Raw genomic sequence first — 26,570 nt, forward strand, 5'->3', positions numbered from 1 at the left:
TCTTGGCCCGAAACTCAGGATTGATAGCGATGTCGCGCATTTGCGAGCTGACCGGCAAGGGCCGGCAGGTGGGTCACAACGTTTCCCACGCCAACAACAAGACCAAGCGGACGTTCCTGCCCAATTTGCAGAACGTGACCTTGCTGTCGGACGCGCTGGGCACCAGCGTCAAGCTGCGCGTGTCGACGCACGGCCTGCGCTCGGTCGAGCATGTCGGCGGTCTCGACAACTGGCTGATCAAGACCAGCGATGACGATCTGTCGCTGCGTGCACGCCGCCTGAAGCGCGACGTCAAGAAGAAGCTGGGCGAAACCCAGGCCGCGTAATCGCGCCGGTCCGGTTCGCCAGGACTCTCAGCGAATCGCCACCGGCTCGCTCTCCACGCGGAGAGCGGGCCGGAGTCGTTTCTGGCGTTTTTTTGGTTCAGCGTTGCTGAACCGGTCGCGGTACCAGCCCGCTCCCCCACCCGGCCTCCCATAGAATACTGCCGTTGGGAGGCCGGGTGGGGGAGCGGGCTGGTGCCGCTTCAGCGAAGCTGAACAATCACAGATCCAGCCGGAACTTCATCAGCAGGGTCCGCTGCAGGATCAGCAGATTGTCGTCGCTGACCATCCAGACCATCGTCGCGCCATGCTCGCGGGTTATCGCGAGACCCTCGAAATTGTCGACCGTCAGCGGCGGCGTCAGCCGGGCGATCTCGCGCCCGCGAATCGTGACGCCGGGGCGGATCTGGCGTGGATCGATCAACGTGAGCACGGCGCTCCACCGAAAGGGAAGGTCGAGCCGACGGTTGAGCACCAGCACGCGCCCGTCAGGCAGTTCGGTCGCGTCGGACGGGTCGTAGCCGTCCGGCGGGAGATAACCGAATTCGAACCCCTTGAGCGGTTTCTCGGTCGGATCGTGGTCGAAGATCAGCGCGCTGCGCGCCTCGCTCGGGAGGCGGCGGTTGGTCTCGGCGATCACCAGGAAGCGCCCGTCATGCAGCCGCACCATCGATTCGGCGCCTCCGTTTACGGACCAATCGGCCATCGGGCGTGGCGCGACCATTTGCGCGGGCAAGGTCAGGCCGGGCGAATAGCGCCAGATCTGATTATATCCCTCATAGCCGACCCAGACCTGACCGCTAGACGGGTCACGGGTCATCGATTCGCTATCGCGCTCTTCCTTTCGCCAGCCGGTTCCCGGCCCCACAGGCAAGTCGCCGAACGCAGGCTCGCTCAGCCGAAATCGGTCGTCGAGCCGGAACCGGACGATCGTCCCACCGTCACTGAGCAGGGTGAACAGCCCATGGTCGATCGTCATCGACGAATAGCCGCCGAACGCGAGATCGCGGCTGGTCAGGTCGACGCCCCCCATGAAGGTGAGCGCCCCGACCTTCACGTGATTGGAGTCGGCGGGATCGAGCATAACCGGTGTCGCGGTCAGGTCCGGCACGCGTCCCAGCATGGGCCGCTCGGGCGTACCGCTCCACTGACAGAGCAGCGCCAACACGAGCATCAGGGAATAGCGGGTGCGGCGGCGCATCGCAGTCTCTCATAGCCGCCCCGCCGCCACCCGCCAGCCTGAACCGCGGATAACGGACGCATTCAGCCTTGGCTCAATGCGAATCGGGCAAAACCCTTTCATCGACACGGAATGGGCAGACGGAAATCGCCGGGGCCCGAGACCGATCGAAGGATGAATTTTTGAGACGGAGACAACCAATGCTGAAGACACTTTCGCTCGTTGGCGCCGCGCTCGCGATGACTGCCGGTGCCGTGGTTCCCCTCGCCCCGGCGCAGGCGCAGCGTTACGGCTATGATCGGTCGTACAACGATGGATACAACCGCGGCGGCTATTATGACGGCTACGACCGCAGCTATCGTGGGTACGATCGCAGCTACCGTGGCTATAACCGCAGCTATCGTGCGCGTCAGAAGTGCAACGATGGTGATGGCGGCACGATCGTCGGCGCGATCGCCGGCGGCCTGCTCGGCAACACGGTTGCGGGACGTGGCGACCGCACGATCGGCACCATCCTTGGCGCCGGCGTAGGCGCCCTGGCCGGCCGCGCGATCGATCGCTCGGATCGCCCCGGTTACTGCCGCCGCTAATCCCGAACAGTCGAGTTCTCCCGCGTAGCGTATCCGGGAGAGACAGTCCCCTCGCGTAGCGTATGAGGGCGGAGGCCGGTCCCCAAAAGGGGCCGGCCTCTTGTGTTGCCGGGCCGTCGGACGGTGCAAACCCGTTCGGCCGACGGATTTGTGGGCCGGACAATGTGCATGCCGAAGGAGGGAAGTTGCCCGGCGGCGATGGGGGCTTGTCAATTGGACAGCCGGTCGCAAAGGTACCGTGATGGTTTGTCACGGACCGTTCATTGCTCAGCCAGATCGTCGCGTTGCGGCCATCGCTCTCGATATTCCCTTCCCATGACAACTATTCGCGACGTCGCGCAGGCCGCCGGCGTCTCGAGAGCAACGGCCGCCCGGGTCCTGTCCTCGCCTGAACTGGTCGCGGAAGCCACGCGGCATCGGGTACTGAAGGTCGTCCAGGAGCTTGGCTATAGCCGCAATTCGGTGGCGGCGAGCTTGCGCACGACCCGGACGGGCCGGATCATCGTGACCGTCCCGGATATCTCCAACCCCTTCTTCTCGCGCGTCATACGCGGGGTCGAGGAAGCGGCGCAGAAAGCTGGCTATGCGGTCCTGCTGGGCGATACGCGCAACGAGCGCGAGCGTGAGGAGCAATATGCCGACATGCTCAATCGCCGCGAGGCCGACGGCATCATCTTCCTCGGACATCGCTTGCCGACGGTCCTCGCGACCATCCTGAAACGCGAGGGCAGCCGCGCCCCGATCGTCAACGGCTGCGAATTCACACCATCGCTGGGCGTGTCGAGCGCCCATATCGACAATGCGGGCGCCGGCTATCAGGTCATGCAAGCCCTCTATCGATGGGGCCATCGCGACGTCGGAATCATAGTCGGACCCGCGGACAGCCCGCTGACCCGGGATCGCCTGGCCGGCGCGCGGAAGGCGGCGGAGGATCAGGGCCTGGCCGCGCGCCTCATGATCGAGAATGGCGACTTCTCGATCGAATCCGGCCGTAGCGCGGCGCTGGCGCTGTTCGCGCGCGCGCTACGCCCCACGGCCATCTTCTGCTTCAGTGATGAGATGGCGATCGGCACATTGGCGGCGGCGCGATACCTGGGAATTTCATGCCCGGACGACGTTTCGGTCGTCGGCTTCGACGACATCCAGATGGCGCGCTACATCGATCCGCCGCTCGCGACCGTACGCCAGCCGATGGCGGAAATCGGTCGGAAAACGGTCGAGCTCCTACTCGACATATTGAGCGGACGGCAGACGCAGCCCGTCTATGCCACATTGCCTTATGAGATCGTCGTCCGGGAAAGCATGGGAGCCGTTCCCGGGCAATCGACCGCCCCTTTGTGACATCGCCGCCAACATTCGTCGATTTGCGCTTGCAATGAGATCGATCTCATGATTGTTTTAGACGATCGAGCACTCGACGAAGATCGAGGCAAGTGACGGTAACGGGTGGCGTTTTTCTTTGATCGCCAATTTCCTGCCGGGTGAGAGGTTCGCCAAGGTCATGCCTTGGCCCTGAAGGGGTGCTGCACATGGTCAAATTGCGGCTGTCGATCATGATGTTCGCGCAATATTTCGCGTGGGGCGTCTGGCTCGTTCCGCTCAGCACCTACATGAGCAAGGGCCTGCATTTCGACACGATCATCGGCGCCGCCTATGGCATGGTCGGCATCGCGACGATCGCCTCCACCCTGTTCGTCGGGATGATCGCTGACCGCTTCATGGCGGCCGAGAAGCTGCTGAGCATCCTGTCGATCTGCGCCGGCATCGTCCTGTTCTGGGTATCCACTATCCAGACGTCGCAGTCGCTCTTCCTGTTCGGCTGCCTGCTCCATTTCCTGTTCTACGCGTCCACCATCCCCCTCGCGACCGCGATCGCGTTCAACTCGATGACCGACATCGCCAAGGAATTCCCCGGCGTCCGGGTATGGGGCACGATCGGCTGGATCGTGGCCGGCCTGCTGGTCGGCGTGATCGCCGGGGCCGCGCAAACCGCTTTGCCGATGCGGATGGCGGCGATCGTCTATGTCGCCCTCGGCCTCTATGCCCTCACCCTGCCGAACACCCCGCCGCGCGCTCGCGGGCGGATCGTCAGCGCGTCGGCCGTGCTGGGACTCGACGTCATTCTGCGCCACCGCGAAAAGGCGTTCTGGATCTTCATCGCCTGCACCCTGGCGCTGATGACCCCGCGAAGCTTCTACGACGCCTATGGCAACACCTTCTTCGCCGACAAGGACCTGCACCTGACATTGTTCGGGACCCGGATCGAGGCGACCGCCATCCAGACCGCGGGGCAGATTTTCGAATCGCTGATCCTGGTCAGCCTGCCCTTCGTGCTCCTCCGGCTGGGCATCAAATGGGTGCTGGTGGTCGGGATGGGCGCCTGGGCGGTCCGCTTCCTGTTGTTCGGCTTCGGCTATCAGGGTGCGACCGCGATCATGCCGATGGTGCTGCTCGGCATCATCATCCACGGCATCTGCTACGACTTCCTGATCGTGTCCGGGCAGATCTACGTCGATCGCAAGTTCGACGCCGAGGCGCGGTCGCGCGCGCAGTCCTTCTTCAACCTGATCACCCAGGGTATCGGCATCGTCATCGGCTCCAATATCGCCGGCCTGGTCTACGGCCTGAACGCCAATGCCGACGGCAGTCACGACTGGCGCGCGATCTGGATGGTGCCGGCCGCGATCGCCTTCGTCGCGATGATTCTGTTCGCCGCCACCTTCCGTGAAAAGCTGGCCCCACCCCAGGACGAGCAGTCGGGCGCGGCCGAGCCCGTGCTTTCTTGATCCGGGACGGCCTTGAATGACGCAGAAAATGCTCAGGCTCGGACTGATCGGCGGCGGTCCCGGAAGCTTTATCGGTGCGGTACACCGTATGGCCGCCTGTCTCGACGCACGCTTCGTGCTGACCGCCGGCGCCTTCAGCCGGACGCTGGAGAAGTCTCGCCTCCAGGCTGCTCGATGGGGCGTCCCGGAAGAGCGGGCCTATGACGGCATCGAGGCGATGATCGCAGGCGAGCGCGAGCGTGAGGATGGCGTGCAGGCCATAGCCATCGCGACGCCGAACGACAGCCATTTCGCGATTGCCAAGGCGGCGTTGGAAGCCGGGCTTCCGGTGATCTGCGACAAGCCGATGACCGCGACCTTGGCCGAAGCCGAGGCGCTGGCGCCGATCGTCGCGCGATCGGGCCGGCCCTTTGCGCTGACCTATACCTACACCGGCCATGCGATGATCCGCGAGGCGCGGGCGCGGATCGCCGGTGGCGCGATCGGCCGGGTTCGCAAGATCATGGTCGACTACCCGCAAGGATGGCTGTCGGAGCGCATCGAAGGCGACAATGTCCAGGCGAGTTGGCGGACCAATCCGGCCCGGGCCGGCATGGGCGGCGCCATCGGCGACATCGGCGTCCACGCTTTTCAGCTGGCGGAATATGTGAGCGGGCTGCGCGCCATGGAGCTCATCGCGGACCTTCCCCGGGTGGTCGCGGGACGACAGCTCGACGACGATTGCAACATGCTGTTGCACTTTACCGGCGGCGTGCCCGGTGTGCTGACCGCGTCGCAGATCGCGACGGGCGAACGCAACGGACTGCGCTTGCGCATCTATGGCGAGACGGGCGGCCTCGAATGGTGCCACGACGCGCCGGGGGACCTGATCCTGCGCTGGCCCGACGCGCGGACCGAGATCGTCCATGCCGGCGGACCGGGCCTGCACCCGACCGCGCAAGCCGCGACCCGCTTGCCGAGCGGCCATCCGGAGGGGTTTATCGAGGCGTTCGCGACGCTTTACAGGGATTTCGCCGACATGATCGACGGTGCGGACGACAGGAACGGCCTCCTCCCGGGGATCTATGACGGCCTGCGATCGGCGCGCTTCATCGATTGCGCGATCCGCTCGAACGAGAGCCGTGCCTGGGTGTCCATCCCCGGAGAGGCACGATGAAGACGATCAAGGGCCCCGGCATCTTCCTTGCCCAGTTCCTGTCCGACCAGGCGCCGTTCGACACGCTGGATCACCTGGCGGAATGGGCTGCCGGGCTGGGATATGTGGCGGTCCAGATCCCTTGCACCCCGCAATTGATCGACCTGGCCACGGCGGCCGAGAGCCAGGCCTATTGCGACGATCTCCGCGCCACGCTCGACAAGCACAATATCATGGTGAGCGAGCTTTCCACCCATCTTCAGGGCCAGCTCGTCGCGGTCCATCCCGCGTATGATAGCTTGTTCGACGGATTCGCCGCTGAGCACGTCCGCGGCAAGCCGGCCGAGCGTCAAGCCTGGGCGGTCGACCAGGTGAAGCTCGCGGCGCGCGCCAGCCAGCGGCTGGGGCTCGACGCGCACGCGACCTTCTCGGGAGCGCTGGCCTGGCCCTATTTCTATCCGTGGCCGCAACGCCCGGCCGGGCTGATCGACGAGGCTTTTGCCGAGCTCGGCAAGCGCTGGCGGCCGATCCTCGACACGTTCGAGGATTGCGGCGTGGATTGCGCCTTCGAGCTCCATCCGGGCGAGGATCTGCACGACGGCGTCACCTTCGAGCGATTCCTCGACGCGGTCGGCCAGCATCCGCGCGCCCGGATTCTCTACGATCCCAGCCATTTCGTGCTGCAGCAACTCGATTATCTCGACTTTCTCGACATCTATCACGAACGGATCAGTTGCTTCCACGTCAAGGATGCCGAGTTCCGGCCGACCGGGCGATCGGGCGTCTATGGCGGCTATCAGAATTGGGTGGACCGCCCCGGTCGGTTCCGCTCGCTCGGCGATGGCCAGATCGATTTCTGCGCGATCTTCTCGAAAATGGCGGCCTATGACTATCCGGGCTGGGCCGTGCTCGAATGGGAATGCGCGCTCAAGCATCCCGAGGACGGCGCGCGCGAAGGGGCGCCGTTCATCAAGAACCATATCATTCGCGTCACCCCCCATGCCTTCGATGATTTCGCGTCGAGCGGCACCGACCGCAGCGCCAATCGCGCGCTGATGGGCCTCGATCCGCAGGCCGCGACTGTCACCGCGAATCCATCCCCAGGAGAGCATTGATGAAGCCGATCTACAGTCTGGCCGCCGCCCCTGCCCTGATGGCGGCCGTCGCGGTCTTTGCCGTGCCCTCCGGCGCGCAAAGTACGCCGGCCGGCGGCGCCCAGGCCTTCGCCATGTGCGCCGCATGCCATACGGTCGCGAAGGGGGGCCGCAACGGGATCGGCCCCAATCTCTCCGGCCTGATCGGCCGGCGCGCCGGATCGGTTCCCGGCTTCAGCTATTCGCCCGGGATGAAGAGCTCGGGCCTGACCTGGGATGCCAAGACGCTCGACCAATTCCTGGCGGCGCCGGCCAAGAAGGTTCCGGGCACGAAGATGCCGATCAGCGTCTCCGATCCGGCCAAGCGCGCGGCGGTGATCGCCTATCTGACGACAGCGACGGCCAAATAAGCGGGAGGTGAAGATGCCGCGACAACCGACACCATCCCGCCGTTCGGTCTTGGCCGGCACGCTGGCCGGGATCGGCGCGGCGAGCTATGCGCGTGCGGCCGGGGCGTCGCGAAACGCCGCGCGCTTCTCTCTCAAGTTCGCGCCGCACGAAGGCAGTTTCGCCAGCCGGGGCGGCCTGATCGAGCAGATCGCCTATGCCGCCGATCAAGGCTTCACCGCCTGGGAAGACAATGAGGCCGCCGCTCGGCCGGTCGCCCAGCAGGAAGCCATGGGCAAGGCGCTGCGCCAGCGCGGCATGACGATGGGCGTGCTGGTCGCTAGCATGCCGAAATGGAGTCAGTATCGGCCGCTGTTGGGCTCGGGCGATCGCTCCGAGCAGGATGCCATGCTCGCCGATATCCGCCGCTCGGTCGACGTCGCCAAGCGGCTCGATGCCAAGTGGATGACCGTCGTCACCGGCTTCATGGACCCGAAAGTTCCGGTCGACATTCAGACCGCGCGGATCATCGAGGTGATGCGGCGCGCCGGCGATATCGCCGCGCAAAACGGGCTCATCCTGGTGATGGAGCCGCTCAACACGATCACCAATCACCCCAACATCTTCATGCGCACCATCCCCCAGGGTTATGCGATCGCCACGGCGGTCGCCAATCCGGCGGTCAAGGTGCTCGCCGATCTCTACCATGCCCAGATCCAGGCGGGGAATCTGATCCCGACGCTCGAAACCTGCTGGAGCGAGGTCGCCTATATCCAGTTCGGCGACAATCCGGGCCGGCTCGAGCCGAGCACCGGCGAGATCAACCATCACAACATCGTCCGCTGGCTGAAGGGCCGCCGCTACGACGGCGTGATCGGCATGGAGCACGGCAACTCACTCGCCGGGCGCGCGGGCGAAGACCGGCTGATCGCCGCTTACAGGGAGATCGACGCGGCATGAAGAGCGACACCCCGACCTCGTATCGGCCCGGAGGCCCGCAATGATCGATCGTAGAACCGCCCTTGCCGGCATGGCGACCTTATTCGGCGCCCCCTTGTTCGCGCCGATCGCGCGCGCGGCCGGGCTCGTCGGCAAGGATTCGCGTCCCGTCATCAGCGAAGGGCCGCCAACCGTGCAGGTCTTTAGCGGTCCGCAACGCGCGCTGATGACTCAGCTGAGCGAGCGCGTCATTCCGACGACCGACACGCCGGGCGCGATCAAGGCGGGCGTACCCGACTATATCGAAAAGCTGTTGGCCGATTGGGCCCTTCCGCAGGAGAGGGCTCCCATCCTCGCCGGCCTCGACGCGATCGAGGCGAAGTGTCTCCAGGATAATAAGATCCCGACCGCCCAGGCGACACCCGAGCAACTCGACGCGTTGCTGACAGCCGCGATGAACGCGCAATTTCCCGACGGCGGTCCCTTCTTCGTCGCGTTCCGGCAGCTCGTGATCACCGGCTATTACACGTCCGAGATCGGGATGACGCAGGAGCAGGAGTATCTGCCCGTCCCCGGCGAATATCACGGCGACTACCTCTATTCCAACATCAACAAGGTCTACACGGCATGACGATCGATCGACGTACATTCGTCGCGAGCATGGGGGCGATGATGGCTGCAGGCAGCGTCGCAGGTCTCGCGCGCGCCGCACAGGTCCGCAAGGCCGGGTTGCAGCTCTACACGGTGCGCGAGATCTTCCAGAACGATCCGGTCGGAACGCTCGAGAAGGTCGCCCGCATCGGCTATCGCGAGGTCGAGTTCGGCGGCGGCAATTACGACAAGATGGACCCCGCGCTGCTGCGGCGGACGATGGACCGGCTGCAGCTGTCCGCGCCCTCGCTTCACATATCCTATGACGTGTTGCTGACCAGATTCCCGGACGCGGTGAAGATGGCGAAGACGCTGGGCGCCGACACGATCGTCATGCCCTGGCTGCCCCCCGAGCTTCGCACCGATGCCGGGTTCGGCGGCGTGGTGGAGAATATGAACCGGTTCGCCAAACAGGCGCGCGAGGCGGGTCTCGGCCTTGCCTATCACAATCACGATTTCGAATTCACCACCCGCTTCGGCGGCACGTCCCTTTACGATCGGCTGGTCGCGGGCACCGACCCGTCGCTGGTGAAGCTCGAACTCGATCTCTATTGGGCCGTCCACGCAGGCGAAGACGCCGACAAGCTCATCACACGGCTCGGCAGCCGCCTTTACGCATTCCATGTGAAGGACATGCGGGCGGACAAGGCGATGACCGCCGTCGGCACCGGCACGATCGATTTCGCCGGGCTGTTCAAGCTGCCCGGCGCATCGGGCGTCCGCCATTTCTATGTCGAGAATGACGAAGCACCGGCCCCCTATCTGCCGGACATCACCACCAGCTTCAGGAATCTGCGCGCGCTGCGCTTCTGATCCCCCTCTTCAAGGCATCTATCCATGGCATCCACCAGCAAATACGACGCCATCGTCATCGGTTCGGGGATCAGCGGCGGCTTCGCCGCAAAAGAACTGACCGAGAAGGGCCTGCGCGTCCTGATGCTCGACCGCGGCTTCATGGTCGAGCATCAGTCGGGCTACCCCTATGACGGCAAGCCGGCCTTCGAGCTCCCGGCCCGAGGCGAGGTCCCCAAGGCAATCGTCGAGAGCGACTATTTCATCGCCAAATACGGCTATCTGTCGACCAGCAACCTGCAATTCTACAATGACGACCGGCTAAACCCCTATGTCACCGACGAGGGCAGCAAATTCCGCTGGATCCGGCCGGCGGCGGTCGGCGGCAAGTCGCTGATCTGGGGCCGCTGGTGCTTCCGCTGGAGCCCGGCCGATTTCGAGGCCAACAAGCGTGAGGGGATCGGCGGGGACTGGCCGATCCGCTATGACGACGTCGCTCCCTGGTACTCCTATGTCGAGAAATATATCGGCGTTTCCGGCTCGCGCGAAAACCTGCCCTATCTGCCCGACAGCGAATTCCAGCCACCGATGCCGATGAACGTGGCCGAGAAGTGGGTGAAGGGCCGATTGGAAGGCGCGTTCCCCGGCCGGAAGCTGATCCACGCCCGGCTCTCGAACATGACCGAGGACAAGCCCGAACAGAATCGCAGCAAATGCCAGTTCCGCGATCAATGCTCCAACGGCTGCTCGTTCGGCGCCTATTTCTCGACCCAGGCCGTCACGCTGCCGGCGGCGCGCGCGACCGGTCGTCTTACCGTCCGGCCCGATGCGGTCGTGTCGAACCTGGAATATGATCCCAAGCGCAAGCGCGTGACCGGCGTCCGCTTCGTCGATGCCAAAACCGGCCAGGCCGAAGTGGTGAAGGCTCCGCTCGTCTTCCTGTGCGCATCGGCCATGGCGTCGGTCCAGATCCTGATGAACAGCCGCGCGCCGGGAACGGACCGGAGCTATTTCGACACGAGCGGCACGCTCGGCCGATATGTCATGGACCATATTTTCCGCACGCACATCACGGGCGAAGTCCCGGGCATGACGGAATATATCGAATATGGCCGCCGCCCGGGAGCAATCTACATTCCCCGTTTCCGCAACGTCGGCACCGATGACAGCGTGGGGTTCAAGCGCGGCTATGGCTATCAGGGCGGCGCGAGCCGAAGCCCGGCCAAGCCGGTCGGTTTCGGCGCCTCCATGAAGGAGGGCATGCGCCGCTACGATCCGTGGAAATTCTCGATCGGCGCGTTTGGCGAATGCCTGCCTTATGAGGACAATCGCGTCTCGCTGCACCCGACCAGGGTCGACCGTTTCGGCATCCCGCAATTGCGGTTCGACGTGACGTTCCGCGACAACGAGTTGCGCATGATGGCGGATGCCCGCGCCCAGGGCGAGGCGATGTTGCGCCAGGCTGGCCTGATCAACGTGACCAGCGGCGAGTCCGAACATGTTCCCGGCGAGGCAATTCACGAAATGGGCGGTGCACGGATGGGCAACGATCCGCGCACCTCGGTTCTCAACAAGTGGAACCAGGCGCACGACGCGGCCAATCTGTTCGTGACCGACGGTTCGCAGATGAACTCGATCTCCTGCGTCAATCCGTCGCTGACCTTCATGGCGCTGACCTGCCGCGCAGTCGACCATGCGGTAAAGCAGTTCCGCGCCGGCGCTCTGGCCTGAACAGGCAACACCGCGGCAGTCTGCTGACCAGACCTATCGAAAGGATAAGCGCTATGAAATCGATCCTGCCGGGCGCGAGCCTGCTGCTGGTCATGGCTCCGTTTGCCGCGTTGGCGCAGGACACCAAGCCGAAGCCCGAGGACACCGAGGTCTGGTCTCCGGCCGTGCCGGTGGTGACTCCCGGCAAGAGCGAAACGGCATCGCCGCCATCCGACGCGATCGTCCTGTTCGACGGCAAGTCGCTCGACCAATGGGTGAACGTGAAGGACGGCGCGCCGGCGGGCTGGATAGTGGCTGACGGTATCGCGACCGTGGTGAAGGACAAGGGCAACATTCAGACCCGCCGGTCGTTCGGCAGCTACCAGCTTCATCTCGAATATCGCATTCCGGCGAATGTCACCGGCACGGGGCAGGCCCGCGGCAATAGCGGCCTGTTCCTGGCCTCTACCGGCCCGGGGGATACCGGCTACGAGCTGCAGATCTTGGACAGCTACAAGAACGACACCTATGTCAACGGCCAGGCCGGCGCGATCTACAAGCAGTTTCCGCCGCTCGCCAATCCGGTGCGCAAGCCGGGAGAATGGCAAAGCGTGGATGTCGTGTGGGACAAGCCGACCTTCGACGCGAACGGGACGTTGAAGACGCCGGCCCATGTCACCGCCTTCATCAACGGCGTGCTGGTCCAGAACCATGTCTCGCTGTTCGGCGAGACCCTCTATATCGGCAAGCCGAGCTACAAGGCCTATGATCGTGCGCCGATCAAGCTGCAGGCGCATGGAGATCCCAGCCCGCCGATCAGCTATCGCAACATCTGGGTTCGCGACCTGGGCTGAGCCGGCGGCTGATCAGATAGGAAGCGGAAACTCGTCGCATAGCGCTACAGCTTCGCCGAATTCAGCCTGAGCGCGTTGGTTACGACGGTGAAGCTCGACATCGCCATGGCCGCACCGGCGATCATCGGCGACAGGAGCAACCCGGCGATCGGATAGAGTAGCCCCGCCGCCACCGGGACTCCGACGCCGTTGAACACGAACGAGAAGAACAGGTTCTGCCGGATATTTCGCATCGTCGCCTTGGCGAGGCGACGCGCCCGAACCATCGCCGCCAGATCGCCTTTGGTGAGCGTTATTCCGGCACTTTCGATAGCAACGTCGGTCCCCGTGCCCATCGCCACGCCGACATCGGCGGCCGCCAGTGCGGGCGCATCGTTGATACCGTCGCCGGCCATCGCCACTATCGCGCCCCTGGCCTTCAGCTCGCCGACGATCCTCGCTTTGTCTTCCGGCTTGAGCCCCGCATGAACTTCGTCGATCTCCCCGATCTCTCGCGCGACCGCATCCGCGGTGCTTTGCGCATCGCCGGTCAACATGACGATGCGCAACGCCTCGCTTCGCAGGGCTTCGATCGCCTCGCGAGCGGATGATTTGATCGGATCGGCCACCGCCAGCAACCCTGCGGCCCGCCCGCCGATCGCGACGAACATGACTCCCGCTCCGGCAAGGCGATGTCGTTCGGCGCTGGCATCCAGAGCGGTCGGATCGATCCCGATCCTGCGCAATTGGTCCGCGTTACCAACCACCACCTCACGCCCCTGAACAATGCCGCTCACGCCAAGGCCGGTCTGAGACGAGAAATCTCCGACAGCCAAAAGCTCTGCGCTTTCGGCGCGGGCTGCGGTCACGATCGCCTGAGCGAGCGGATGCTCGGATTTGGCTTCTACGGCAGCCGCGGCGGCAAGAACTTCAGCGCTGTAGAAGCCGTTGATCGTTTCCACCGCGGTGACTTTCGGGCGACCTTCGGTCAGCGTCCCGGTCTTGTCGATCACCAGCATGTCGACCTTGTCCAGCATCTGCAGCGCTTCAGCGTCCTTGATCAGCACGCCCGCACGAGCACCGCGCCCGGTGCCAACCATGATCGACATCGGGGTGGCAAGACCGAGTGCGCAGGGACAGGCGATGATCAACACGGCGATAGCATTGAGCAGCGCATGACCGAAACGAGGCTCGGGTCCCACGACGTTCCAGATCGCGAACGTCGCGACCGATATGGCCACGACGAGCGGCACGAACCATCCCGACACCCGATCGGCAACCGCCTGTATCGGGGCTCGACTCCTTTGCGCCTCGGCAACCATCCTGACGATCCGCGCCAAAACGGTATCCGAGCCAACAGCGCGCGCTTCAATAACCAGTGCCCCCGTACCATTGACCGTGCCCGCCGTGACGATAGCGCCGACCTCCTTCAACACCGGCGCGGGTTCTCCCGTCAGCATCGCTTCATCGACCGGCGATCGCCCTTCGATCACCACGCCGTCCACCGGGATCGCCTCGCCCGGCCTTACGCTCAGGCGATCGCCGGTGACGATCTTGGCGAGATCCACGTCCTCCTCTCCGGCCGCGGTGAGGCGGCGCGCGGTCTTGGGCGCGAGATCGAGCAGCGCGCGAATGGCGCGGCCTGTCGCCGCGCGAGCCCGAAGCTCGAGAACTTGGCCGAGGAGCACGAGGGCGACGACAACGCCGGCCGCCTCATAATAAACGGGCACCATACCGTTCATGCGAAAGGTCATCGGAAACAGATCCGGCGCGACGGTCGCAACGATGCTGTAGGCGAACGCGGCTCCAACGCCGATCGATACCAACGTAAACATGTTGAGATGCCGGGTGACGATCGACGTGCAGCCGCGCTGGAAGAACGGCCATCCGGCCCACAATATGATCGGCGCCGTCAAGGCCAGTTGGACCCATGGCGACCAGGCCGCCGGCAAGAAATGCAGATTGAACAGGTCGGCGACCATCGAGATTGCGAGCAAAGGCACGGTCAACAGGCCCGCAACCCATGTCCGACGGGTGAAATCGATCAGCTCGGGATTTGGCGCATTGTCGAGTGATGGCGCTTCGGGCTCGAGTGCCATGCCGCAGATCGGGCAATTGCCCGGCTCGTTCCGCCGAATCTGCGGATGCATCGGGCAGGTCCAGATCACAGCCTGCGCGACAGGGGGTTTATCCGCTGTGACGCGATCGAGATAAGCCGACGGGTCGGAGACGAACGTGTCGCGGCACCCCTGGCTGCAAAAGTAATATGGTTTGCCTGAATGGTCCGCACGATGCGGCGTCGTCGCGGGATCGACGATCATCCCGCAGACCGGATCCTTGACTGAACCGTCCGGCGCGGCTCCCTCCGACGCATGCCGCGCCGCCGGTTTCGAATGGCGATGAGCATTGGGCTTCACGCGGCTTCTCCGGCATCTCGCGACATTGTCGAGGCCACTCGCCCGCGTCGCGCATCGCAATCTCTAGCAAGAATAGGACGGCGCGCTCCCCGGGTATCTACGTATCGCTAATCAGCTGGATCAGGCGAATGCTCGGCAAGCTAAATTTGCGATGCCGAAAATGACCGAAGGAGTTTCAAAGTGAAGGCACTCCCCATCGTCGCGACCTTCGCGATCGTGTTCGCTGCTCCGGCATTTTTGGCGACCGGATACGCGCACGCACGGCATCACCCGCGCAAGACAACCGCTGCCCAAATTGCCCCCATGCCAGCCAAATGCCCGATGATGGATAAGATGGACATGCCGGCGGACGAGTCGGGCGCGATGAAGATGAAGGGGTTGGAGAAGGGAAGCATGTCCCCCGAAATGATGGCGAGATGCATGAAGGCAGAACCCGCACCGGCAAAACCTGCCGGCGAACCCGTCAAAGATGATTAGAGCGTGATGGCGTGAACGCCCTGCCGGTCGCACCGGCAATCCCGGTGGATCGGAAACGGTGAAATTCCGGCGTGCGCCTTGCGGTTCGGCCGATCGACCGCCAGCTCTGCGACATGAAGAAAATCGGCTTCCTTTCGTTCGGACATTGGTCCGCATCGTCGCAATCGGCGACCCGCTCCGCCAGCGACGTCCTGCTGCAATCGATCGACCTTGCCGTCGCGGCCGAGGAACTCGGCGCCGACGGCGCCTATTTCCGCGTGCACCATTTCGCGCAGCAGCTCGCATCCCCGTTCCCGTTGCTCGCGGCTGTTGGCGCCAGAACCAGCCGCATCGAGATCGGCACCGGCGTGATCGACATGCGCTACGAGAATCCCTTCTACATGCTGGAGGACGCCGGCTCCGCCGACTTGATCAGCCGGGGACGCCTGCAGCTCGGGATCAGCCGCGGTTCTCCGGAGCAGGTTATCGATGGCTGGCGCCACTTCGGTTACTCGCCGGCCGAAGGCCAGAGCGACGCCGATATGGGACGGCGCCATGCCGAGGTGTTCCTCGAGCTGTTGAAGGGCGAAGGCTTTGCCAAACCCAACCCGCGACCGATGTTCCCCAATCCTCCCGGACTGTTACGCCTTGAGCCGCACTCGCAGGGTTTGCGCGACCGCATCTGGTGGGGTTCGGCGTCGAACGGCACCGCGATCTGGGCCGCACAAATAGGGATGAACCTGCAGAGCTCGACGCTCAAGGCAGACGAATCCGGCGAACCGTTTCATGTTCAGCAGGCAAAGCAGATTCGCGCTTACCGCGCGGCGTGGAGGGAAGCCGGCCATGATCGCGAGCCCCGCGTCTCGGTATCGCGGTCGATCTTCGCGCTGATGAACGACCAGGATCGTGCCTATTTCGGACGTGACGGCGGCGGCGATCAGATCGGGGTCATCGACAATATGCGCGCGATTTTCGGCCGCTCTTATGCGGCGGAACCCGAACGCCTGATCGAGGAGCTTAAAGCGGATGAAGCGATCGCCGAAGCCGATACGTTGCTGCTGACCGTGCCAAACCAACTCGGCGTGGATTACAACGCCCACGTGCTTGAAAGCATCCTCGCGCACGTCGCCCCGGCTCTCGGCTGGCGATAGGTCGGCGCGGTGTTCCGGCGATCGTTCAGAACGGTATTGGCGCCAGACTGACAACACCAACGCGCTGCTCGTGCGCTACCTGCCTCTCCGTGATCAGCTGGCCGTTCCATCCCGCGCGTAGCGCGCCGGCGGCATGCCAACATAGCGGGCAAAAGCGGTGCTGAACGTGCTCGCGGAGCCGTAGCCGACGCGGTCGGCGACCTGCGGAATCGCGAACTCGCGGGATCGCAGCAAGCGCTTGGCAAGCGCCATGCGCCAGGCGAGCAGATATTCCATGGGCGGCAGCCCGACGAGGCGGCTGAACCGAACGAAGAACGCGGATCGTGACATCGCCGCTTCGGCGGCGAGATCGACCACCGTCCAGCCACGAGCCGGCTTAGCGTGCATCGCCCGCAACGCCGCGGCCACCCGCTCGTCGGAAAGGCCGCGCGCCAGGCTCGGCACTGAACTCGCATCGGCACCGCAGCGCAACGCCTCGATCAGCAGCACCTCCAGCAGGCGTTCGAGCACCAGCTCACGCCCCGGCCGCGATCGGCGCGTCTCGTCGCCGACCAAGTGCATCAAGGTCGCGAGCCGCGGCTCGTCGCGCACCACCACCATTGCCGGCAACAGCGATACCAGAAGCGCGGCGTCGGGCGACGCGAAACTGCACAATCCGACCTGCATCCTGAGGTTGACGGGCGTGTCCGGCCGACCGACGCGAAAGCGCCCTTCGCCGAGTTCGACGGGCAGCATGTCCATCCCGTGAGGCGGCGCGTCGACGCTTTCGATGGTTTGATCGCTGGTCGACGGCGACAGCACGAAATCGCCGGCGCGCACGACGATCGGCGGCTGGTTCGCGGCGATCACGCGGCATTCGCCTTCCAGCACGGCGAAATAGACCGGCTTGCCTTCGACATCGCGGCGGATGCGCCAGCGCCCGGCATATTCGACCAGCTTGGAGAAGCTCGCCGACGGCTGGAGCAGGGTCACGATCTCGGCAAGCGGATCCACGGTCATTTCAGGACTATCGCAAATTTATTCGGGACGTTCACCCATAGAAGGTATCGGTCACCGAAGCCATCTCCCGATCACCATCAACACTTCCGGAGCATCTCATGCCCAGCGTTCTCATCACCGGCTGTTCGTCGGGTTTCGGCCTCGAAACGGCGAAATTGTTTCTCGATCGCGGCTGGAAGGTGATCGCCACGATGCGCCACCCGCGGGCCGACCTCCTGCCGGCGTCCGACAATCTGGTCATCCTGCCGCTCGACGTCACCGATGCCGCAAGTGTCGCCGGTGCGATCGAAAAGGCCGGCGATATCGACGTCCTGGTCAACAATGCGGGGTTCGGCGCAGCCGTACCGATCGAACTGATCGAGCCACAGACCGCGCGCCAATTGTTCGAGACCAACACGTTGGGCACGCTGGCCATGCTGCAGGCGGTGCTTCCGCAGTTCCGCGCGCGGCGGTCTGGTGTGATCGTCAACGTCACTTCCACCGTGACGCTCAAACCCCTCCCGCTCGTCAGCGTCTATCGTGCGAGCAAGGCGGCAGTGAACGCGCTAACCGAAAGCCTGGCCGTCGAGATGGAGCCGTTCGGCGTGCGCGTGCATATCGTGCTTCCCGGACGTTCCCCCGAAACCCAGTTCGGCAATAATGCGATGCCGCACCTGCGCGGGCTCGACAATCCGGACTACAAGCCGCTGATCGAGGGAATGATTGCCAATTTCCGCGAGGATAGCGGCCCGGTGACGCATGCGGGCGATGTTGCGGAGGCGGTCTGGCAGGCGGCCACCGACGCCAATGCCCCGCTCAAGATTCCGGCGGGGGCTGATGCCGTGCAGTGGATGGCCGAGGCCGGTTGATCCGACACCCTCTCAACCGGCGGCGTTGGCGGCAAGGGCGATCGAGCCGAGCGGACCGGCCAGATCGCCCAGCCGTGGCGCCACGACATAGTCCGTGCCGCCCGGGAGCGGCATATAGCCCGCAAGGCTGTCGATCAGCGCCGCGTTGATCCGTTCGAGCAAATGCGGCTGGCCAGATACGACGCCGCCGCCCATCGCGATCCGATAGGGTCCGGTCGCGCACACCAAGGCATGGCACATCGCCGCAAGCGTGTGGACGATCGGATCCCATACCGGATCGTCGGGCGACAGATCCGATGGCGACCGTCCTTCGAGCCGGGCAAGCAGCGCCGGTCCCGAGGCGAGACCTTCGACGCAATCGTCATGATAGGAGCACGCGCTCTCAACCTGATCGGCCGGCAGGCGCGGCACCCTTATATGTCCCAATTCGCTATGTCCGATGCCGCGGGTGGGCCGGCCGTGAACGATCAGGCCGACGCCGACACCCGTGCCGACGGTGACATAGGCAAAATCGCTCAACCCCTGCCCGCTGCCCCAACGGATCTCCGCCAAAGCGGCGCCATTGACGTCGGTGTCGAATCCAACGGGCACGGAAAAAAGCGCGGACAAGATACCGCGGACGTCCGCGCCGGGCCATCCCGGTTTGTTGGTGCTGGTGATGCGGCCATACCGATTTGAACCGGGGTCTAGGTCGAGCGGGCCAAACGAGGCGATGCCGATCGCGGCGAAGCCGTGATCGCGTTCCCAGTCCGACAGGATCGCGCAGATCGTGGGCAAGGTCTCGGACGGCGTAGTGGTCGGCACGGTCCGCTGATCGACGATCGCATCGGGACCGTAAGCGAGCGTGCACACGCATTTCGTACCGCCAAGCTCGACACCGGCAAACAGCGGAGACGGCTCGCCGGCGCTCATTGCGCCACCGCGTTCATCGTCAGCAAACACCACGCAAACATCATTGAAACTGCTCTCGATTATCTAAGAATATCCGGCGCCGCGATGCGACTCCGTGTCCTGCGGTCAGGCCGGTCCGCGCGCGAAGGAGGGCGGACGATCGCGTTTCGCCGCGCCAAAACGTGACGGGCGCGCGCCCATCTCGAAGACCAGGTCGCCGCCCTGGATCAGCTCGGAATGCGCGATCCAGTTCTTCGTCCAGGGCTTGCCGCGCCAGCGCACCGACTGGACATACGGACGGTCCGGTCCGTTGCCATTGGCACGCACGGTGAGCGTCCGGCCGTTGCCGACATCCACCTCGGCGGCATCGAACAGCGGCGATCCGAACACATAGATCGCGCTGACCGGATCGACCGGATAGAAACCGAGCGCGCTCAGCACGAACCAGGCACTCATCTGGCCGCAATCGTCATTGCCGATCACGCCGTCTGGATCGGCCTTGTACATCTCGGTCAGCAGGCGGCGGACCATCGCCTGCGTTTTCCAGGGCGCCCCGCAATAAGTGTAGAGATAGGCGACATGCTGGTCGGGTTCGTTGCCATGAGCATATTGCCCGACCAGGCCGGAAATGTCGGGCGGGGCATTCGCCGGCAAGGTCGATGGACCGTTGAACAAAGCGTCGAGCTTGCCTTCGAACGCCGCGTCCCCGCCGAAATGCTCGATCAGGCCATAGACGTCGTGCTGGTTCAGGAACGTCGCCTGCCAGCCATTGGCTTCGGTATAGTCGCGCCATTTGGGCACATCATGGCCGAGCTGGATCGGATCGTATTTGTCCCACCAGGAGCCGTCGGAAAAGCGCGGACGCGCAAAGCCGATCTTGGGATCGATGACGTTGCGATAATTGCGCGAGCGATTACGCAGCGTGGCCGCGTCGTCCTTTGCGCCCGCCGCTTCCGCCAGATGCGCCATGGCCCAGTCGTCATAGGCATATTCCTGGGTGCGGCTGACCGACTCCCAGATCTTGTCGGCAGGAATGTAGTTCAGGTCGTAATAATAACCGCGGCCCAGCGAGCCGTCGGAATCCTTGTAATCGCGATCGAACGCACGGCGGCGGATATTGGGCCAGGCTGCGGCATAATCGGCCTCGATGCCCTTGGCATGTGCCTCGGCGAGTGCCGACACCGAATGCCAGCCGATCATGCAGCCGGTCTCCGTTCCCTGGAGCGTCCAGACCGGGGGGCCATAGGGACTTTGCTGCGTCTGCCGGATCAGGTCGTGCACCAGCAATGTCGCCTGATCGCGATTGATCAGCGTCAGCAGGGGATGGAGCGCGCGATAAGTGTCCCACAGCGAATAGGCGCTATAGGCCCGCTCACCCTGCGCCAGCTGATGGACCTGGCGATCGACCCCGACATATCGGCCGTCGCGATCGGCGAACAAAGTCGGCGCAAGCTGCGCATGATAGAGCGCGCTCGCCATGATCGTGCGCTGCGCCTCGGTGCCGCCCGAGACTCGTATCCGGTTGAGCGCGCGGGCCCAGGCGGATCGCGCGGCGGCGTGGACGGCATCGAAATCCCAGCCGGGGATTTCAGCCAACGCATCGCGTGCGCCTTTGACGTCGACGCCCGACAGTCCGGTCTTGATCAGGATCGGATCGCCACCGGCGTCGTCGAAGAACAGCGCGACCTTGAGCTTGCTCCCCGCAACGTTGGTCGCACCTTTGGCGGCGGGCACGTCATCGTCGCCGAAGAACGCGACGCGGTCCGGCTTGCGCGACAGCCGCATCGCGAAATGGATATGCCGCCCTTTTGCCCAACGGTTGACCGTGCGGCTGCCCGTCAACACCCCCTCGGAGTCCACCGCCAGCGAGGCATTCTCGATCAGCCCGCCCTTGTCCGACGAGTCGAGCATCGCGTGGGAGAAATCGATCAGGATATGCGCCGGGCTGCTGGCGAAGCGATAGCGGTGGAAACCGCAGCGCTCGGTGACGGTCAGTTCCGCCAGGATGCCCGATTCCAGCCGAACGCGATAATAACCGGGTTCGGCATATTCATCGGAAAAACGCTGGCGATAGCCCTTGTCGGGATCCCCGACCGGCCCCGGCTGCAACATCAGCGGCTGGCGCGTGGGCACCACCAGCACGTCCAGCATATCGCCGATCCCGGTGCCCGACAGATGCGTATGGCTGAAGCCCATGATCGAGTGGTCGTCGCGATGATAACCGGAGCAGGCATCCCAACCGATATTGTTCGTATCCGGCCCCAGCTGCACCATGCCGTAGGGCAATGACGGTCCGGGGAAGGTATGGCCGTGCCCGCCCGTCCCGACGAACAGATCGGCCCGGGCGGCGGCCGGCGCTGCTGCCCAGCTCGTGCCGGGGATGGGATTGCCGAGCGCGGCAAGACCGGCGCCGGCGAGCAATTGGCGGCGGCTGGCGGTGATCATCGTACGTCCTCCCGGAGTGATCAAATGCGGCCGGCGAGAATCGCGGGCTTGCGCGCGGCGAGCTCGACGATCAGCTGGCCGAACAAGGCATTGGCCCAGGCGAACCAGGAGCGCGTGAACTTTGAGGGGCGATCCTTGTCGAAGGATTCGTGCATGAAGCCGGTGCCGCCGTGCGTCGCCTTCAGCCAGCGCAGGCATCGGATGATCGTCGCGTCGTCGTCGGCGTTCATCGCGTGAGTGATGATCGACATCGGCCAGATCTGGTCCATACCGACATGCGGGCCGCCGATTCCCTCAGCCGCCTTGCCCTGGAAGAAATAGGGGTTGCGCGGACTCCAGGCGAGTGCCGCGGTGCGCCTGAACAACGGATCGTCGCGCCTGGCTGCGTCGATCAGGGCAAGGCCCGACAGGCTCGGCACATTGGCGTCGTCCATGAATAGCCAATTGCCGAAGCCGTCGATCTCATAGGCCCAGACCCGACCGCCCCGCCCGTCCGGCACCAAGGCATGGGCTTTCAACGCGGCCTCGACCTCGGCCGCCAGCGTCTCGCAGTCGCGCGCCGCCACGGCGTCGTTGCGCGCCTGGCGATGGACCATGGCCAGCTTGCGCAGCGCCGACACGGCGAACAGGTTCGACGGGATCAGGAACGGATAGACGCAGGCGTCGTCCGACGGCCGGAACATCGAGTGGATCAAGCCGATCTTCCGGGTCGGCGCGCCATAGCCGTCGAGGATCAGCGAGTCGGTCGGCTGCGCCGCGCTGCGCTGGAAATGATAAGGCCCCCGTCCGTCCTTGCGCTGCTGGACGCGGAAGGTCGCGACCGCCAGCTTCATGGCCCGCGCCCAGCTATCGTCGAACGGTGCCTTGTCGCGCGTCACCGTCCAATAAGCGTGGCTGAGCCGCATCGGATAGCAAAGCGAGTCGATCTCCCATTTCCGCTCGGCGACGCCGGGCTTCATGTCGGTCTGGTCCTTTTGCGACCATTCGAGATCGCTCTTGGCGGCCGGGTCCTTCATGAAGGCATTGGCATAAGGATCGATCAGAATGCAGCGCGCCTGGCGCTGGATCAGGCCATGGAACAAGCGCCGCAACGCCGGGTCGCGCGGCGCGAGATGGACATAAGGCTGGACCTGCGCCGAACTGTCGCGCAGCCACATCGCGGTGATGTCGCCGGTGATGATGAACGTGTCGGGCTTGCCGTCGACCGTCCCCGCTTCGACCGTGGTGTCGAGCGTGTTGGGATAGCAATTCTCGAACATCCAGGAGAGCTCGGGGTCGCCGATGGCGGCCTTCACTCGCGCGATCTCGGACTCGACGGCGGGGCTGGTGAACAGCCGCTTGGCGAGTGGCGGGCGCTTGCTGGCGAAGGACGCGCCACGCGCGGCCATCGGCAATGCCGCGTTGAGCGCGATGGCGCCGGCTCCGGCCATGATATGGCGTCGATTGGGGGTCAGCGTCTTTCTCCGGGTCACTTGGCGGGCGCGCTCATCGAGAAGGGCGCGGCTGCCTTGGTGCTCGCCCATTGCTTGTTCGGGATCGGCCCCATCACGAACCGCAGCACCCCACCCTGCGCCAGAGCTTCGCGCGTGACATAGGCCATATCGTGCGGCGCGCCGTTGAGCGTCACCGACTGGATGTAGACATTGTCGGGGCCGTTATTCTCCGCCTCGATCGCCAGCGTTTTCCCGTTCGGCATCGTCAAGGTGACTTTCCGGAAGAGCGGGCTGCCGATCGCATATTGGCCGACCGTCGGCGTCACCGGATAGAAACCGAGCGCCGACCAGACGTACCAGGCCGAGGTCTGGCCGTTATCCTCGTCGCCCGGATAGCCGTCGGGGGCCGCTGAATAGAGCCGCTTCATCACGTCGCGGACGTGATATTGCGCTTTCCACGGCGCGCCGGCCCAATCGTAGAGATAGATCATGTGCTGGATCGGCTGATTGCCATGGGCATATTGACCCATGTTGACGATCTGCATTTCGCGCGTTTCGTGGATCACCGTGCCGTAATAGCTGTCATCGAAGATCGGCGGCGCGGTGAAGATGCCGTCGAGCCGATCGACGAACTTCTTGTCGCCGCCCATCAGGTCGATCAGGCCCTGCGTGTCCTGCATCACTGCCCAAGTGTAGTGCAGCGCGTTTCCTTCGGTGAAGGCATCGCCCCATTTGTACGGGTTGAACGGCGTCTCCCACGACCCGTCCTTGTTGCGCCCGCGCATCCAGCCGGACTGGGGATCGTAGAGCTTGCGGTAATTCTGCGCGCGTTCGGCATAGAGCTTCGCATCGTCGGTCTTGCCGAGCGCCGCAGCGAAGCGCGACAGAGAGAAATCGGCGGTCGCATATTCCAGCGTCCGCGCGGCATTCTCGTTGATGCCGACATCGTACGGCACGTAGCCGAGCCGGTTGTAATATTCGACGCCTTCGCGACCGACCGCGCTGATGACCTCGCCCTTCTTGTCGGTGGGCCGGCCCGCGCTGGTCGTCGCGTTCTTGACCATCGCCTTGTACAGCGTCTCCGCATCGAACCCGCGCACGCCATTGGCATAAGCGTCGGCGATGATGTTCGCCGAATTGGATCCAATCATCACGTCGCGATAGCCGGGGCTCGCCCATTCGGGCAGCCAGCCGCCTTCCTTCACCGTGTTGACCAGCCCCTGCATCATCTCGCTGTCGCGCTCGGGATACATCATCGCGAAGAACGGGAAGACCGCGCGCCACGTGTCCCAGAAGCCGTTGTCGGTGTACAGGAAGCCGGCATGGACCTTGCCGTCATAGGGGCTGTAATGGACCGGCTTTCCCTTGGCATCGATCTCGTAGAACATGCGCGGGAATTGCAGCATGCGGTACAGCGCCGAGTAGAAGGTGCGGCGATTGTCGAGGCTGGGATCCTCGACCCGGACGCGTGAGAGCTCCGCTTCCCATGTCTGCTTCGCCTTGACCTGGGTCTGGTCGAAACCGTCCTTGCCGACTTCCACGTCCAGATTGCGCGCGGCCTGCTCGGGGCTGATGAACGATGACGCGACCTTGACGCCGATTTGCTCGCCCGCCGCGGTCTTGAAGCTGACCACCGCGCCGACATGGCCGCCCTCGCGCGTTTTCGCGGCGGAGAGCTGGTAATTGTCGTCCCAGGTGCGGGTGACGGTGAAATCGTGGTCGAATTCGGCGACGAAGTAATTGTGGAAATTGTCGGGCACGCCGCCGCTATTGTTGCGGACATAGCCGGTGATCCGCCGCTTGACCGGATCGATCGTCACCATAGATCCGCCATCCTGGCCGTCGATCAGGATGTGGGCGTCGTCGCTCTTGGGAAAGGTGAAGCGGAATTGCGCCGCGCGCGCGGTCGGCGTGACTTCGGCGGTGACGTCGTAATCGGCGAGATAGACCTTGTAGCCATAGGGGCGCGCTTCCTCTGCCTTGTGGCTGAACCAGCTGGCGCGATCTTCCTGCTGAATCTTGAGCGGACCGGTCTCGGCGAACAAAGCGAGCGCGGCGTAATCGTTCATCCAGGGACTGGGCTGATGCGTCTGCTTGATGCCGTTGATCTTCTTCGCGGCATAGGTGTAGCCCCAGCCGCTGCCCATCTTGCCGGTGACGGGCGTCCAGAAATTCATCCCCCACGGCACCGCGATCGCCGGATAGGTGTTGCCGTAAGACAGCGCATGATCGCTGTCGGTGCCCATCAGCGGGTTGATCAGGTCGACCAAGGCTGGCTGCGGTGCCGCGACCGGCTGTGCATAGGCCGGCGCCGCGCTGCCGATGATCGCCGACGACACCAATCCGCCGGCAGTGAGCAGCGTGGCAAAGGTTCTGATCACGGTCGGCGCTCCTTGTTCATGATGGCCGGCAATGGCCGCGGCGCGATGCCTTCGTTGGTCATGACGACCGGCTGGATGGTCCCATCGGGATTGAACGTCATGCGGTCGATCGCGAGCTGGCGGTGACCGCCATTGTCGTCGCCGAGCGGCCGGCGATGATAGACGATGTACCAATCGTCCGTGCCCGGCACGTTGACCACCGAATGATGCCCCGCGCCACTGGCGATGCGGAAATCCTGCGCGAGGATGGTCCCCCTCGGCTCGAACGGACCGAGCGGGCTTTTGCCGGTCGCGTAGGCGACGCGGTAATCGGGACCGGTCCAGCCGCCTTCCGACCACATCAGATAATAGATGTCCTTGCGCTTGATCACGAAGGATCCCTCGACATAGCCGGGCGGAGTGATTTCCTTCCAGGTCGAGCCGTCCGGGTAGGGCTCCACCGACTTGAGGTCGCGGCTCAACCGGACGACGTTACAATGGCCCCAGCCGCCATAATAGAGATAGGTCCGGCCATCGTCGTCGCGATAGACGAACGGATCGATCGGCTGCGCACCGTTGTGGAAGGCAGACACCAAAGGATGGCCGATCGCGTCGCGGAACGGGCCGCCTGGCGTGTCGGATACCGCCAGGCCGATGCCGCCGGTCTCCTTGTCGCTCTGAATGTCGTTGGCGCCGAAGAAGAGGTAATATTTGCCGTCGCGCTCGATCGCCGATGGTGCCCAGACGGCATAGGCCGCCCATTTTATGCTGGCGACGTCGAGCACGTGCCGGTGCCGCGTCCAATGCACGAGATCGGGCGAGGAAAAGGCGTCGAAAAACGTCTGCTTGAGATATTCCGGACGGATCTTCGGCTTGGCCCGCTTCGCCCTTTGCAAGGCGGCGAATGGCGGCATCGGGTCGGGTTTGCCGCTATCGTCCGAATAGGTCGGATAGATCCAATATTGGCCGGCGAAGATCCGGATCTCGGGATCGGCATACCAGCCGGGCACGATCGGATTGGACGCATGCACGGGGGCCGCCACCGCTAGCGCGAGCCCAGCGGCAAGGCGCATCGCTATCCTTCGCATGGCGTCTCGCCCCTTTGGTTGGGACGGCGGCGGAGAGGAAACCGCCGTCCCGGTTACGATCG

Annotated in this window: 23 protein-coding genes; 15 read left to right on the plus strand and 8 right to left on the minus strand. The window is 64.3% G+C overall.

Translation table 11 applies throughout. The features are described from left to right. Positions 1 to 29: 29 nt before the first annotated feature. A complete protein-coding gene (gene rpmB / locus Q0L25_RS03595) occupies positions 30 to 326 on the plus strand; it encodes a 50S ribosomal protein L28 (protein WP_296611649.1) in 297 nt (98 codons plus the stop codon). A gap of 217 nt (positions 327 to 543) precedes the next feature. On the opposite strand, the gene Q0L25_RS03600 is transcribed toward rpmB, so the two are convergent. Then, positions 544 to 1,524 carry an esterase-like activity of phytase family protein gene (locus Q0L25_RS03600; RefSeq protein ID WP_296611651.1) on the minus strand — a complete coding sequence of 327 codons (981 nt, stop codon included), beginning with the start codon at positions 1,522 to 1,524 and terminating at the stop codon, positions 544 to 546. 179 nt (positions 1,525 to 1,703) lie between these two features. On the opposite strand from Q0L25_RS03600, the gene Q0L25_RS03605 reads away from it, so the two are divergent. The 11 genes from Q0L25_RS03605 (at position 1,704) to Q0L25_RS03655 (ending at position 12,441) form a co-directional block, all read left to right on the plus strand. Beyond that, positions 1,704 to 2,093 carry a glycine zipper 2TM domain-containing protein gene (locus Q0L25_RS03605; protein ID WP_296611652.1) on the plus strand — a complete coding sequence of 130 codons (390 nt, stop codon included), beginning with the start codon at positions 1,704 to 1,706 and terminating at the stop codon, positions 2,091 to 2,093. 315 nt (positions 2,094 to 2,408) lie between these two features. Then, complete coding sequence (locus tag Q0L25_RS03610; RefSeq protein ID WP_296611653.1) at positions 2,409 to 3,434, plus strand: LacI family DNA-binding transcriptional regulator; 1,026 nt, start codon at positions 2,409 to 2,411, stop codon at positions 3,432 to 3,434. 188 nt (positions 3,435 to 3,622) lie between these two features. Beyond that, positions 3,623 to 4,879 carry an MFS transporter gene (locus Q0L25_RS03615; RefSeq protein ID WP_296611654.1) on the plus strand — a complete coding sequence of 419 codons (1,257 nt, stop codon included), beginning with the start codon at positions 3,623 to 3,625 and terminating at the stop codon, positions 4,877 to 4,879. Between the two features lie 16 nt (positions 4,880 to 4,895). Then, positions 4,896 to 6,035 (plus strand): Gfo/Idh/MocA family oxidoreductase, encoded by a 1,140-nt coding sequence (locus Q0L25_RS03620; RefSeq protein WP_296611655.1) that lies wholly within the window; start codon positions 4,896 to 4,898, stop codon positions 6,033 to 6,035. After that, positions 6,032 to 7,129, plus strand: a complete 1,098-nt coding sequence (locus tag Q0L25_RS03625) for a sugar phosphate isomerase/epimerase (RefSeq protein ID WP_296611656.1) — start codon at positions 6,032 to 6,034, stop codon at positions 7,127 to 7,129. The genes Q0L25_RS03620 and Q0L25_RS03625 overlap by 4 nt, the downstream gene beginning before the upstream one ends. Further along, positions 7,129 to 7,518 carry a c-type cytochrome gene (locus Q0L25_RS03630; protein WP_296611657.1) on the plus strand — a complete coding sequence of 130 codons (390 nt, stop codon included), beginning with the start codon at positions 7,129 to 7,131 and terminating at the stop codon, positions 7,516 to 7,518. Before Q0L25_RS03625 ends, Q0L25_RS03630 begins: the two co-directional genes overlap by 1 nt. 49 nt (positions 7,519 to 7,567) lie before the next feature. Beyond that, the gene (locus Q0L25_RS03635; protein WP_296611658.1) at positions 7,568 to 8,455 is read left to right on the plus strand and encodes a TIM barrel protein; all 888 of its coding nucleotides are present in this window, start codon (positions 7,568 to 7,570) and stop codon (positions 8,453 to 8,455) included. Between the two features lie 40 nt (positions 8,456 to 8,495). Continuing rightward, on the plus strand, positions 8,496 to 9,065 hold the full coding sequence (locus Q0L25_RS03640; RefSeq protein WP_296611659.1) for a gluconate 2-dehydrogenase subunit 3 family protein: 570 nt from the start codon (positions 8,496 to 8,498) through the stop codon (positions 9,063 to 9,065). Beyond that, on the plus strand, positions 9,062 to 9,898 hold the full coding sequence (locus Q0L25_RS03645) for a sugar phosphate isomerase/epimerase (protein WP_296611660.1): 837 nt from the start codon (positions 9,062 to 9,064) through the stop codon (positions 9,896 to 9,898). The genes Q0L25_RS03640 and Q0L25_RS03645 overlap by 4 nt, the downstream gene beginning before the upstream one ends. 24 nt (positions 9,899 to 9,922) lie before the next feature. Then, complete coding sequence (locus tag Q0L25_RS03650; protein ID WP_296611661.1) at positions 9,923 to 11,608, plus strand: GMC family oxidoreductase; 1,686 nt, start codon at positions 9,923 to 9,925, stop codon at positions 11,606 to 11,608. A gap of 53 nt (positions 11,609 to 11,661) precedes the next feature. Then, the gene (locus tag Q0L25_RS03655) at positions 11,662 to 12,441 is read left to right on the plus strand and encodes a DUF1080 domain-containing protein (protein ID WP_296611662.1); all 780 of its coding nucleotides are present in this window, start codon (positions 11,662 to 11,664) and stop codon (positions 12,439 to 12,441) included. 44 nt (positions 12,442 to 12,485) lie between these two features. On the opposite strand, the gene Q0L25_RS03660 is transcribed toward Q0L25_RS03655, so the two are convergent. Then, positions 12,486 to 14,837, minus strand: coding sequence for a heavy metal translocating P-type ATPase (locus Q0L25_RS03660; protein WP_296611663.1), 2,352 nt, complete (start codon positions 14,835 to 14,837; stop codon positions 12,486 to 12,488). Positions 14,838 to 15,017: 180 nt separating this feature from the next. Between Q0L25_RS03660 and Q0L25_RS03665 the strand changes: the two genes are divergently transcribed. After that, complete coding sequence (locus Q0L25_RS03665; RefSeq protein WP_296611664.1) at positions 15,018 to 15,314, plus strand: hypothetical protein; 297 nt, start codon at positions 15,018 to 15,020, stop codon at positions 15,312 to 15,314. Between the two features lie 113 nt (positions 15,315 to 15,427). Beyond that, a complete protein-coding gene (locus Q0L25_RS03670; RefSeq protein WP_296611665.1) occupies positions 15,428 to 16,444 on the plus strand; it encodes an LLM class flavin-dependent oxidoreductase in 1,017 nt (338 codons plus the stop codon). A 93-nt stretch (positions 16,445 to 16,537) separates the two neighbouring features. Here the strand turns inward: Q0L25_RS03670 and Q0L25_RS03675 are convergent, their stop codons facing one another. Continuing rightward, entirely contained in the window at positions 16,538 to 17,443 is a 906-nt protein-coding gene (locus Q0L25_RS03675) for an AraC family transcriptional regulator (protein ID WP_296611666.1), read from the minus strand. 98 nt (positions 17,444 to 17,541) lie between these two features. Here Q0L25_RS03675 and Q0L25_RS03680 point away from each other — a divergent pair, with 98 nt between their 5' ends. After that, on the plus strand, positions 17,542 to 18,291 hold the full coding sequence (locus Q0L25_RS03680) for an SDR family oxidoreductase (protein ID WP_296611667.1): 750 nt from the start codon (positions 17,542 to 17,544) through the stop codon (positions 18,289 to 18,291). Positions 18,292 to 18,303: 12 nt separating this feature from the next. Here the strand turns inward: Q0L25_RS03680 and Q0L25_RS03685 are convergent, their stop codons facing one another. The 5 genes from Q0L25_RS03685 to Q0L25_RS03705 all read right to left on the minus strand — a co-directional run bounded on the left by Q0L25_RS03685 (position 18,304) and on the right by Q0L25_RS03705 (position 26,493). Next, the gene (locus Q0L25_RS03685; protein ID WP_296611668.1) at positions 18,304 to 19,203 is read right to left on the minus strand and encodes an ROK family protein; all 900 of its coding nucleotides are present in this window, start codon (positions 19,201 to 19,203) and stop codon (positions 18,304 to 18,306) included. A 105-nt stretch (positions 19,204 to 19,308) separates the two neighbouring features. Then, on the minus strand, positions 19,309 to 21,627 hold the full coding sequence (locus tag Q0L25_RS03690; RefSeq protein ID WP_296611669.1) for a GH92 family glycosyl hydrolase: 2,319 nt from the start codon (positions 21,625 to 21,627) through the stop codon (positions 19,309 to 19,311). Between the two features lie 20 nt (positions 21,628 to 21,647). Continuing rightward, complete coding sequence (locus Q0L25_RS03695; RefSeq protein WP_296611670.1) at positions 21,648 to 23,057, minus strand: glycoside hydrolase family 125 protein; 1,410 nt, start codon at positions 23,055 to 23,057, stop codon at positions 21,648 to 21,650. Between the two features lie 38 nt (positions 23,058 to 23,095). Then, positions 23,096 to 25,438 carry a GH92 family glycosyl hydrolase gene (locus Q0L25_RS03700; RefSeq protein WP_296612217.1) on the minus strand — a complete coding sequence of 781 codons (2,343 nt, stop codon included), beginning with the start codon at positions 25,436 to 25,438 and terminating at the stop codon, positions 23,096 to 23,098. Then, a complete protein-coding gene (locus Q0L25_RS03705; RefSeq protein ID WP_296611671.1) occupies positions 25,438 to 26,493 on the minus strand; it encodes a glycoside hydrolase family 43 protein in 1,056 nt (351 codons plus the stop codon). The genes Q0L25_RS03700 and Q0L25_RS03705 overlap by 1 nt, the downstream gene beginning before the upstream one ends. Positions 26,494 to 26,570: the final 77 nt, after the last annotated feature.

The organism is Sphingomonas sp. (assembly GCF_024508665.1).
Taxonomy (GTDB): domain Bacteria; phylum Pseudomonadota; class Alphaproteobacteria; order Sphingomonadales; family Sphingomonadaceae; genus Sphingomonas.

Excerpts from the sequence above, each read along its gene's own strand:
- Q0L25_RS03675 (WP_296611666.1), bottom strand. The coding sequence starts at position 17,443 with ATGACCGTGGATCCGCTTGCCGAGATCGTGACCCTGCTCCAGCCGTCG.
- Q0L25_RS03680 (WP_296611667.1), top strand. The coding sequence starts at position 17,542 with ATGCCCAGCGTTCTCATCACCGGCTGTTCGTCGGGTTTCGGCCTCGAA.
- Q0L25_RS03605 (WP_296611652.1), top strand. The coding sequence starts at position 1,704 with ATGCTGAAGACACTTTCGCTCGTTGGCGCCGCGCTCGCGATGACTGCC.
- Q0L25_RS03630 (WP_296611657.1), top strand. The coding sequence starts at position 7,129 with ATGAAGCCGATCTACAGTCTGGCCGCCGCCCCTGCCCTGATGGCGGCC.
- Q0L25_RS03640 (WP_296611659.1), top strand. The coding sequence starts at position 8,496 with ATGATCGATCGTAGAACCGCCCTTGCCGGCATGGCGACCTTATTCGGC.
- Q0L25_RS03600 (WP_296611651.1), bottom strand. The coding sequence starts at position 1,524 with ATGCGCCGCCGCACCCGCTATTCCCTGATGCTCGTGTTGGCGCTGCTC.
- Q0L25_RS03620 (WP_296611655.1), top strand. The coding sequence starts at position 4,896 with ATGACGCAGAAAATGCTCAGGCTCGGACTGATCGGCGGCGGTCCCGGA.
- Q0L25_RS03670 (WP_296611665.1), top strand. The coding sequence starts at position 15,428 with ATGAAGAAAATCGGCTTCCTTTCGTTCGGACATTGGTCCGCATCGTCG.
- Q0L25_RS03705 (WP_296611671.1), bottom strand. The coding sequence starts at position 26,493 with ATGCGCCTTGCCGCTGGGCTCGCGCTAGCGGTGGCGGCCCCCGTGCAT.
- Q0L25_RS03610 (WP_296611653.1), top strand. The coding sequence starts at position 2,409 with ATGACAACTATTCGCGACGTCGCGCAGGCCGCCGGCGTCTCGAGAGCA.
- Q0L25_RS03645 (WP_296611660.1), top strand. The coding sequence starts at position 9,062 with ATGACGATCGATCGACGTACATTCGTCGCGAGCATGGGGGCGATGATG.
- rpmB (WP_296611649.1), top strand. The coding sequence starts at position 30 with ATGTCGCGCATTTGCGAGCTGACCGGCAAGGGCCGGCAGGTGGGTCAC.
- Q0L25_RS03655 (WP_296611662.1), top strand. The coding sequence starts at position 11,662 with ATGAAATCGATCCTGCCGGGCGCGAGCCTGCTGCTGGTCATGGCTCCG.
- Q0L25_RS03650 (WP_296611661.1), top strand. The coding sequence starts at position 9,923 with ATGGCATCCACCAGCAAATACGACGCCATCGTCATCGGTTCGGGGATC.
- Q0L25_RS03615 (WP_296611654.1), top strand. The coding sequence starts at position 3,623 with ATGGTCAAATTGCGGCTGTCGATCATGATGTTCGCGCAATATTTCGCG.
- Q0L25_RS03625 (WP_296611656.1), top strand. The coding sequence starts at position 6,032 with ATGAAGACGATCAAGGGCCCCGGCATCTTCCTTGCCCAGTTCCTGTCC.
- Q0L25_RS03690 (WP_296611669.1), bottom strand. The coding sequence starts at position 21,627 with ATGATCACCGCCAGCCGCCGCCAATTGCTCGCCGGCGCCGGTCTTGCC.
- Q0L25_RS03685 (WP_296611668.1), bottom strand. The coding sequence starts at position 19,203 with ATGAGCGCCGGCGAGCCGTCTCCGCTGTTTGCCGGTGTCGAGCTTGGC.
- Q0L25_RS03695 (WP_296611670.1), bottom strand. The coding sequence starts at position 23,057 with ATGGCCGGAGCCGGCGCCATCGCGCTCAACGCGGCATTGCCGATGGCC.